This window comes from uncultured Metabacillus sp. (assembly GCF_947503125.1).
GTDB lineage: Bacteria > Bacillota > Bacilli > Bacillales > Bacillaceae > Metabacillus.
On the sequence record NZ_CANNCR010000044.1, the window covers coordinates 25364 to 33950 of the forward strand.

Below are 8587 nucleotides of genomic sequence, written 5' to 3' on the forward strand. Positions count from 1 at the left end.
AATATTATATAACTTAAAGGAGTTAAAATGATGAACGGAAAGAAAGCGGATATTTTACCACCATTTCTAGTAACTTCTGTTCCCAAAAGCGGAACATATCTAGTGCATCAGATTTTAACAGGGATGCCCGGTGTTTCTTCTGAACACGATATGAAAAAAAGATTTTTTACCAATTCGTTTAATTTTCATGATTATAGTCAGGATCATCTTGCGCGTTTAAATTTACTAAAGGGGAATGAGTTTGGTGTTGGTCATGTCAGGTATACCAAAAACTATTCAGACATGTTAGAAAGCATCAACATGAAGCACATATTTGTTTATCGTGATCCTCGGGATGTTTTAATTTCAATGTCTTATTATATTGCAGATGTTTGGAAAGAGAATCCCCTTCATGATGATTTTGTGAAAATGACACCAAAGCAGCGTCAATTAGCCTTATTAAGAGGCGTTGATAATAAATGGATAGATTTCTATACTTATAATCTTCCTTATTATCAATGGCTCACTGAAAAAAGATCGTTCCATATTTCATTTGAAGAAATTATAAGCTCTCCAGCATCTAGAAAGGGAGCGCTTACAAGGCTTGTTCAATTTTTATGGAATGGTTTACAACCTCCTATACCGCTAGACCAAATGGTAAATGTCTTAGAGGCAAGTATCGATCCTAGAACAGCCGTTACTTTCCGCTCGGGTAAAATCGGGGCATGGAGAAATGAATTTGATGAAGAATTAAAAACAGCATTTAAAGAAAAAGCAGGAGAATTATTAATTCGTTTTGGATATGAAAAAGATCATAATTGGTAAGAAAAACAAAAAGGGTCATATCCTTACAACAATATAATTGAACCTATATCTATTAAGGGTACAATATATTGTGTTTGCGGGATTGACCCTTTGAATTTTGAGAACACTTTATTTCAAGGTGTTAAGCATGTTCAAGAAATGATTTGCATACACAGACAGTGAAAAGTTAGAATGAACGAGTTTTTCTGCTTCATTAATAATCTGATTTCGAACCGGAGTGTTATTCATTATTTCATTTGCTTCTTCAACAGCTTTTTGAATGTCGTTGTGAGGATAAATTTTTCCAGTTTTATTATGGATGATGGATCGTTTAACCCCATCTGAGTCTGTTGTCAAAACAGGGCACCTGCAGCTCATTGCTTCAACTATTGCATATCCAAAACCTTCAACTTTCGAAGTAGAACATAAAAAGCCGCCTGAATGGCCAATCATTGAATAATATTCGGCCATTTTTTCATGTGGAATATTATCGAATAATCTTAATTTATTTGATAGGTTTAGGCTCTGTATAAGTTTAGTAAATGCTCTTCTTTCTTCTTGTGAAGAAAGTGATGCATCTTCGAATATCCAAATCTCTATGTCCGGACTATATTGTACGATTGAAGAGCAAATTCTTAAAAAATCTCTCCAATTTTTATTTTCTTCTAATCTACCGACCCAGCCAATGATGGGCAATGCTGGTTTTTCGTTTGATTTATATTGAAATATAGATGTGTCAATACAATTATCAAAACAAAACTTTTTATGATCTGGATAGAGTTTATCAATCAATTGAACCAAATGAGGGGTTATTGGATATAAGATTCCACTTACATTATTAGGTTTAATAAAACTAACGGCATCTGTTAACCACTTCTCAGCAGTATGGAAATCTCCAAGTCCTTGAACTTCAAAGATGATATGGCCTGTATAACCAAGATTTCTTAGACGTTCCACAAATGGGTAATCTGAGCAAATAATGACTAGATCATAATTTCCATTTATCAGAATTTCATTGATTTCCTTATCATCATTTGTAATAAATGTAGGAATATCACGAATATTTTGTACACCTGATCCTTCAAAAAAATAAAGAAAGTGAAAATTTATTCCGTATTGACTAAGTGCTTTGCTTCTTTGACGGGCTAAGGTTTCCATTCCGCCGCTTGGAATATAATAAGTAAACAGTATATTCATTTTTATCTCCTTTAAACTTAAGTTAGATCCTTCAGTTGAATAGAGAATGACTCTTTTTTTCCCGCTACTTAATCATATGCATTTATAAGGAAAAGTTTAATGAAATGTTTAAAACTCTATTACATGTCATGTAATGGGGAGTGGCTGGATTTAGTAAAGTTCTTTTTGTTTGAATTTTAATTCAGAAAAAAGACTCCAGCTGGTCACCTTTTTTCCTTGTACTCGAAGGAGTTTGGAGCCTATCGCTTCATTCAAAATAGTAATAAACAACATGGGCTTTTAAACCAAATATTTCTATTAATAATACTATATTAACGTTGAATACTAGTAAACAAGCACAATCAAATTCTTTCTTTTGACATAAGTTAATAGAAAGGAGGTGTTTGATATGCCGGAATTTCTTGGTTCAGGTTCTAGTGTTCCTTCTAACGGCAGTGGAACTCTTTCAATCCCAGTTCCTGCTTCACCAAATGCACTTAAATTGGCTGAGTTTGGCTTAAATTTATCAAATAATGTAAACAGGGTCATATTATGCAACGGTTGGAATTACTGCCCAGGTTGGAAATCCTACGGTTCTATTTAAGGTTTTTAGGAATACTGGAGGGATTATTCTGACTGTTCGCGGTGAATTACAGGTATCTGTAGACCAAAATAGAACCATTTCATTTCAAGCTATCGATCTTAATGTTCCTACAGGGAATCAAGCATACTTTATTACAGTTGAATTGGAAAACTCATCATTAGTAAACTCTGCCAGAATTGTAGGACCGATCACTTTTTCAGGAACTGCGTTTAGCCAATTTTAATCAATCAATGAAAAGGAGTTAGGTTTCACCTTTGTGATGGCCTTTCTCCTTTTTATATCATTAACAAGTCAAAGGTATTGAATACTTTTTTATTCCAATCTTAACGGGCAGTAAAACCCCCACTTCAAGATGTAAGCGGGATAATAAAATAAGTGGCGGATAACTGTCCGTTAAAATTCGATGAAGGATTATTGTCCAAGTCAAGAGAGACATAAGGACGTGGAGGTTTAAGCATGATTAGTTTCACTTTATGAAAGCAATGTTGAGATATTTTCAAGTAGGTGCTGAACTCTTGCTTTCGTAGAATGATGTGCTCTAACAAATTCATAACCGTTTTGAGAAATGGCTTTTCTTTCCTCTTCATGAATAAGATAATACTTGGCTTTTTCCATGAAATTATCCCTGTTTACTGCGATAAAATGAACACCATCAATTAAACCCAAATCTGTTGTTTCCTTCGTTGCCGGTGCCATTAATAATGTATTACATCCAAGTACCTCAAAGTACTTCATAAGGGTGTAACCATAAACGGAATTGCATGTAAGAAACATCTTTGATCGATTTATTTCTTTAGCATAATCATCTCCTATTAGTGATCCACTGTTAACATTTTGAACTTCTGTATAGCCAGGATGTGGGTGATATACGAAACCGGGTTGATTCTTCATTGTATTAAGCATAATTTCCCGCAGAGGATAAATATGCCGTACAATGGCGCCCATAATGAGCCAATTAATCGTTTTTGGAAGTTGAAAATCTTTATAAACCTCAATGTTTACGTGATGAGGCAGCCATACTAAACGATGAGCTAATTCAGGATACCATCTTAAAAAAGCATCCCTGTAATGTGGAAAGATAAAATCGATTTTATTTTTTTTTACATATTCTTTTCTTTCTTGAATCTTGTAAGAAATATCGTGGAAAATCATACCTTTAGGAATATTCACTTTTTCAAGTCCCACAATTTGAGGACAAAGTCTGGGATCAAGGAAGTCATTTAGGAAAATAAAATCTGGTTTATCAGGTAACTGGGTAAGTATTTTTAAAATATGCCCATCTTCGGTCCACAACATAAGATCACATTGTTTCTTCATTTCTTCAGCTATGTAATAGCTGCTTTTCTCCATTTGTTGTGACCGGTCTCTTGTCAAAAACAATATTTTTAGTCTTTTCATGATGTTACATACCCACTTTCCATAACAGATTAAGAATTCAAATTTAAAAAACATGCTTGAGCTTGATACCAGGCAGTATTTAGTACTCATTTGTACTATCTTATGAAACCTATTTTATCTTGATTGTGTCTTTTCCTCCTTTTTTGTGGCATAAGCGCAATATAAAAAAAAGGAGCGTCTTTCCATCATCTATGTTCTAGAAACAAACAAGATTGAAAGCAACTCCATAAATTTATAGTAAATCGAGATGTTAACAATCAAGGATTATTCTTACTTCCTCTGTAAAAATAAAGAATATCCCGCAAAGATGTCTCAATGGGAATCAATTGCTTCCAGCCTAATTCTATGAGTTTTTGAGTGGAAATGATAACTGGTTGTTCTAGCAGGTTATTCACTTGAGTGTTTACCTTGAAATCAACCGAGGTTAAGGCCTTGTATCCAATTATGATTTCATCTAAAGACCGGCTTTTTCCTGAAGAAATGTCATAAATTTCGCCTGAACTTCCTTTATTTAATAGGATCTCATAGGCAGTTACGGCATCTCTCACATCAATAAAATCACGTTGTACATATGGATTATAGACTTCAAGTACCTTTTCTCCAGCATTTTCCTCCATTTCGACTATTCTTTGCGCAAAGATCGAACAAACTCCGCTTGAAAATCCTGGTCCTATTAAATTAGATGGTTTTGCAATGACAATATGCATCTTATATAAGGCAGCCCACGATTGGGCAATTAAAATTTGCAGGGTTTTGCTTAAGCTATAAGGATGTGTAAGAGTAGATAGATTGTTAGGATTGAATTGAAGAGCGGAGCCGACAACAACAATTTTGCAAGCAGGATTTACTTGACGCAACGCTTCCAGTAGGTAGGCGGTTGACATGATATTTGCTTCCATTGAAGAAATAGGATCACTCCATGACTTTCCTACATGGTTTTGTCCGGCCAAATGGAGAACATATTCAGGCTTTATTTTTTTGATTAGCTTGATAACATCTTCTTTTATCGTAAGATCACAATGTTCAACGGTTATCTTCTTATTAGAAAAAGAGCCATTTCTTGAAACAGCTATAACATGATAACCAGCTTTTAAGAAATGGCTGCATGCATGCTGGCCAGTAAAACCGCTTGCTCCGGTTATTAAAATGGCAGGCTGCTTCATTTGCCTCGCATCCAGCTATGCAATTCTTTAATCATTTCTTCATATGAAGGAAGCTGGTAGTGAAAATCTGTTCGAGTGCTTTTGATTGTTCGGTCGAGGACGATTTTATCATCTGGAGTAATGATCACGTCATCCTTTTTAAACACTTTTTGGATTAATTTCAGCAATGAATATTTCGAAATTTTTTCTTCTGCACCAAGATTGTAAAGACCAGTTACGTTATGCTCGATCATCGCATCGATTGCCTTTGCCAGCTCCAGCGTTGTAACTCCATTCCATAACACCTTTTGATAACCTTTTATTTCACCCTTTTGTTTCATAAACCATAAAAACAGCCCAATACCATCTTCTTTCAATTCCGGCCCGATGATAGAAGTCCGTATGGTTAAATGTTTATCACTGATAATTTCTCCCCAACGCTTGGACTGGGAATATACGGAAGTTCCATCAGGATGATCAAATTCAGTGTAATCACCTTTTGTTCCCGAAAAAACACAGTCCGTACTAATGTGGATTAATTTTCCATTGTGACGTTCAACTAATTTAACTAATTGATGGGGCAATAAGCTATTGACCTGAAACGCAAGAACAGGATGATTGGTTGCCGCTTCATTTAAAATGCCGATACCATTAATAATGATATCGGGATTGATCAACTCAATGATGTCCTCCAATTTTTTAATATCCGTAACATCCAGATAGAGTGAATCTTTATCATTTTGGTCCCTTGATGTATAGAAGACATCGTGCTGTCCCTTCTGTTTAAAGTAATCCACTATGACATGTCCTGCCATCCCTTTTCCACCAAGGATCAATAATTTCATTTAATAAACCCACCTTTCAATAACATCTCTTTAATCTCAGCTTGGGTCATAAGTCCAGTACCAGAGTGATAACTTTGTAAATTAGCAGGTTTATAATCAGCATACTGCTCCTTGATTCCATCGATGTGAATGGAAGGAAGAATCACGAAATATTCCTCATCATAGGCAATCGTGGTTTTACTTTCATATTCTGATAGAAGCAACTCATCAATTTTCTCACCTGGGCGTACCCCAAGGATTTCAATCTCAACATTCTCCTTCTTAGATGAATCGATTAATACCTGGGCAAGGTCCACGATTTTACATGCAGGCATTTTCATAACAAAAATTTCTCCGCCAACACTTTCAAAGGTTGCTTTAAAGACGAGTTTAATCGCATCCTGTACAGTTAAGAAGAAACGAGTCATATTTAGATCAGTAATGCCGACTTTTTGTTTTTCCTCAATTTGTTTTTTAAAGACATGGATGACACTGCCGTTCGTCCCTAAAACATTTCCACCGCGTATACAGACGAATCTTGTTTTAGTGTTTAATGTGTTTGCATGTATAATGAGCCTTTCTCCCATCGCTTTTGATAAGCCATAAAAATTTGATGGGTTAGAAGCCTTATCTGTTGAAATATAAACAACTCGATGAACCTCACAGGCAATTGCAGCATCGATTACATTTTGTGTACCAATGACGTTTGTTTTTAATGCTTCAATCGGCTGGTCCTCACAAACCGGGACATGCTTTAACGCTGCTAAATGGAAAACATAATCCACATTGTGACATGCTTCAATTAAGGAATCCTTTTCCTTAATATCACCAATGATAAATTTCAATTTTGGGTTACTATCAAACTCTTGTTTCATCGTAAACTGAGCAGATTCATTTCTTGAAAAAATACGGATCTCCTTTGGGTTATGCGTTAATAACTGGGAAATCAATTCATGTCCCCATGATCCTGTGCCTCCAGTAACTAAAACAATTTGATTATTAAACAAATTCCATACCTCCTAGCAAAATTTTCATTACTTTATCTGAAACATTTGGGTGATCATATCCTTCAGGCAAAGACCATGTTTTCGGTTGGCTTACCATAACGTTTACGCAATTTACAATTTGAGAAGCGTTGATTCCAGATAACATATTGCTGCCACATGCAATGGTTTCCGGCCGTTCGGTCGTTTTGCGAATGGTGACCGTTGGGACGTGAAACAAACAACATTCCTCTTGTACCGTTCCGCTATCTGTTATCACGCAAAATGCATTTTTTTCTAATTTCACAAAATCAAAAAATCCAAATGGTTCGTGAAATTCTACTAATGAATGAAGCTTAAAATCTTGAATACGATCGATACGAGATTTGGTTCGGGGATGAATACTGCAAATAATCCTTTTTTTATAGGCCTCAGCGACAATATTTAAGCCTTTGAAAATTTCAAGTAAGCGATTTTCATGATCAACATTTTCCGCACGATGTGTTGTGACTAAAAAGTAGTCATCTTTTTTAAGGTTTAAGCTTGAAAGAATCTTGCTGTCCTCAATCTCTGTATCATAATGCTGTAAAACCTCGTTAATTGGATTACCCGAGATAAAAATCCGATTTCGTGGAAAACCCTCTTTCACTAAGTTTTCTTTACTTTGAGGTGTATAAGGAAGATTAATACTAGAAATGGCATCAATCACACGACGATTTTTCTCTTCTGGAACTTCTAAATCAAAGCATCGGTTTCCAGCTTCCATATGCACCACTGGTATTCCCATCCGTTCAGCTAAAATAGCACTTAAACCGCTGTTTGTATCGCCTAATACGAGAACTCTATCTGGCTTCTCTTTAAGAAAAATGGCTTCTAGCCTTTTATACATGCCTGATAACTGCTCCCCAAGAGATTGCTGCTGATTCGACAAGATATAATCAGGTTTTCGAACCCCTAATTGTTCGAAAAAGATATCACTTAATGAAGAAGTGAAATTTTGTCCGGTAAAGACCAAACAATGCTTTTCTGCATATATGTCGAGTTTTTTTATCGTAAGGCTCAAGCGAATAATTTCTGGCCTGGTACCTAAGATTGTCATTACTTTCATAGTGTGCCCTCTCATATCCTTCATTTTTAGTTTTTTGTTCCTATTAGACGCTTTCTCTTATAGATTATGCAGTCATTCATATAATGCTATAGGCAACTCTATTAACTTTTTGTTTGCCCAGTGGTCATAAGGAAAACTATAACATGGAGAACAATCAAGGAATGTAAGGTCATTCATACAAACTTGTAAACGATAGGCTAACAGTAATTCGGATTGCATGAGGGCCGCATATAAAATACCATGATGATCTTAAATAAAAGAGTGATAACATGACCTTGTACGGGATGATGACAGTTTGTATCGTATGTCTATTGGTTTTCGTATTAGTAGCGGATAAATTTGAAACTGATCTTGTGATGTTCACTGCGTTAGTCTTATTGATGGTTTCTGGTATTTTAAGTCCTGAGGAAGCGTTAATAGGCTTTGCAAATGAGGCAACGGTAACAGTAGGGGCTTTATTTATTGTGATTCATTCCATAAAAAACACCTATTATCCTGAATTATTCACAGATTTTCTAATATAGGCTAATATCGCCTATCTAATCAGCTTTCTTGTTACTATTTAATGC

Annotated in this window: 9 protein-coding genes; 3 read left to right on the forward strand and 6 right to left on the reverse strand. The window is 35.4% G+C overall.

The features are described from left to right. Window positions 1-27 precede the first annotated feature (27 nt). Window positions 28-804, forward strand: a complete 777-nt coding sequence (locus Q1B07_RS20260; protein ID WP_299833461.1) for a sulfotransferase domain-containing protein — start codon at window positions 28-30, stop codon at window positions 802-804. A 108-nt stretch (window positions 805-912) separates the two neighbouring features. Here Q1B07_RS20260 and Q1B07_RS20265 read toward each other — a convergent pair whose 3' ends face one another. Next, window positions 913-1980, reverse strand: a complete 1068-nt coding sequence (locus tag Q1B07_RS20265; RefSeq protein WP_299092531.1) for a glycosyltransferase family 4 protein — start codon at window positions 1978-1980, stop codon at window positions 913-915. A 388-nt stretch (window positions 1981-2368) separates the two neighbouring features. Here Q1B07_RS20265 and Q1B07_RS20270 point away from each other — a divergent pair, with 388 nt between their 5' ends. After that, window positions 2369-2563 carry a hypothetical protein gene (locus Q1B07_RS20270; RefSeq protein ID WP_299092529.1) on the forward strand — a complete coding sequence of 65 codons (195 nt, stop codon included), beginning with the start codon at window positions 2369-2371 and terminating at the stop codon, window positions 2561-2563. Window positions 2564-3034: 471 nt separating this feature from the next. Here the strand turns inward: Q1B07_RS20270 and Q1B07_RS20275 are convergent, their stop codons facing one another. The 5 genes from Q1B07_RS20275 to wecB form a co-directional block, all read right to left on the reverse strand. Next, window positions 3035-3961, reverse strand: coding sequence for a glycosyltransferase (locus Q1B07_RS20275; RefSeq protein ID WP_299092527.1), 927 nt, complete (start codon window positions 3959-3961; stop codon window positions 3035-3037). Window positions 3962-4218: 257 nt separating this feature from the next. Next, a complete protein-coding gene (locus tag Q1B07_RS20280; RefSeq protein WP_299092525.1) occupies window positions 4219-5124 on the reverse strand; it encodes an NAD-dependent epimerase/dehydratase family protein in 906 nt (301 codons plus the stop codon). After that, window positions 5121-5948: an SDR family oxidoreductase gene (locus Q1B07_RS20285; protein ID WP_299092524.1), complete on the reverse strand. Its 828-nt coding sequence runs from the start codon at window positions 5946-5948 to the stop codon at window positions 5121-5123. The genes Q1B07_RS20280 and Q1B07_RS20285 overlap by 4 nt, the downstream gene beginning before the upstream one ends. Further along, window positions 5945-6934, reverse strand: coding sequence for a polysaccharide biosynthesis protein (locus tag Q1B07_RS20290; RefSeq protein ID WP_299092523.1), 990 nt, complete (start codon window positions 6932-6934; stop codon window positions 5945-5947). The genes Q1B07_RS20285 and Q1B07_RS20290 overlap by 4 nt, the downstream gene beginning before the upstream one ends. Beyond that, window positions 6927-8018, reverse strand: coding sequence for a non-hydrolyzing UDP-N-acetylglucosamine 2-epimerase (gene wecB, locus Q1B07_RS20295; RefSeq protein WP_299092521.1), 1092 nt, complete (start codon window positions 8016-8018; stop codon window positions 6927-6929). Before wecB ends, Q1B07_RS20290 begins: the two co-directional genes overlap by 8 nt. Before the next feature lie 269 nt (window positions 8019-8287). On the opposite strand from wecB, the gene Q1B07_RS20300 reads away from it, so the two are divergent. After that, the gene (locus tag Q1B07_RS20300) at window positions 8288-8542 is read left to right on the forward strand and encodes a hypothetical protein (RefSeq protein WP_299092520.1); all 255 of its coding nucleotides are present in this window, start codon (window positions 8288-8290) and stop codon (window positions 8540-8542) included. Window positions 8543-8587: the final 45 nt, after the last annotated feature.

Bases quoted from the DNA above. Each gene is read 5' to 3' on its own strand.
- Q1B07_RS20260 (WP_299833461.1), top strand. From the start codon at position 28: ATGATGAACGGAAAGAAAGCGGATATTTTACCACCATTTCTAGTAACT.
- Q1B07_RS20265 (WP_299092531.1), bottom strand. From the start codon at position 1,980: ATGAATATACTGTTTACTTATTATATTCCAAGCGGCGGAATGGAAACC.
- Q1B07_RS20270 (WP_299092529.1), top strand. From the start codon at position 2,369: ATGCCGGAATTTCTTGGTTCAGGTTCTAGTGTTCCTTCTAACGGCAGT.
- Q1B07_RS20275 (WP_299092527.1), bottom strand. From the start codon at position 3,961: ATGAAAAGACTAAAAATATTGTTTTTGACAAGAGACCGGTCACAACAA.
- Q1B07_RS20280 (WP_299092525.1), bottom strand. From the start codon at position 5,124: ATGAAGCAGCCTGCCATTTTAATAACCGGAGCAAGCGGTTTTACTGGC.
- Q1B07_RS20285 (WP_299092524.1), bottom strand. From the start codon at position 5,948: ATGAAATTATTGATCCTTGGTGGAAAAGGGATGGCAGGACATGTCATA.
- wecB (WP_299092521.1), bottom strand. From the start codon at position 8,018: ATGAAAGTAATGACAATCTTAGGTACCAGGCCAGAAATTATTCGCTTG.
- Q1B07_RS20300 (WP_299092520.1), top strand. From the start codon at position 8,288: ATGACCTTGTACGGGATGATGACAGTTTGTATCGTATGTCTATTGGTT.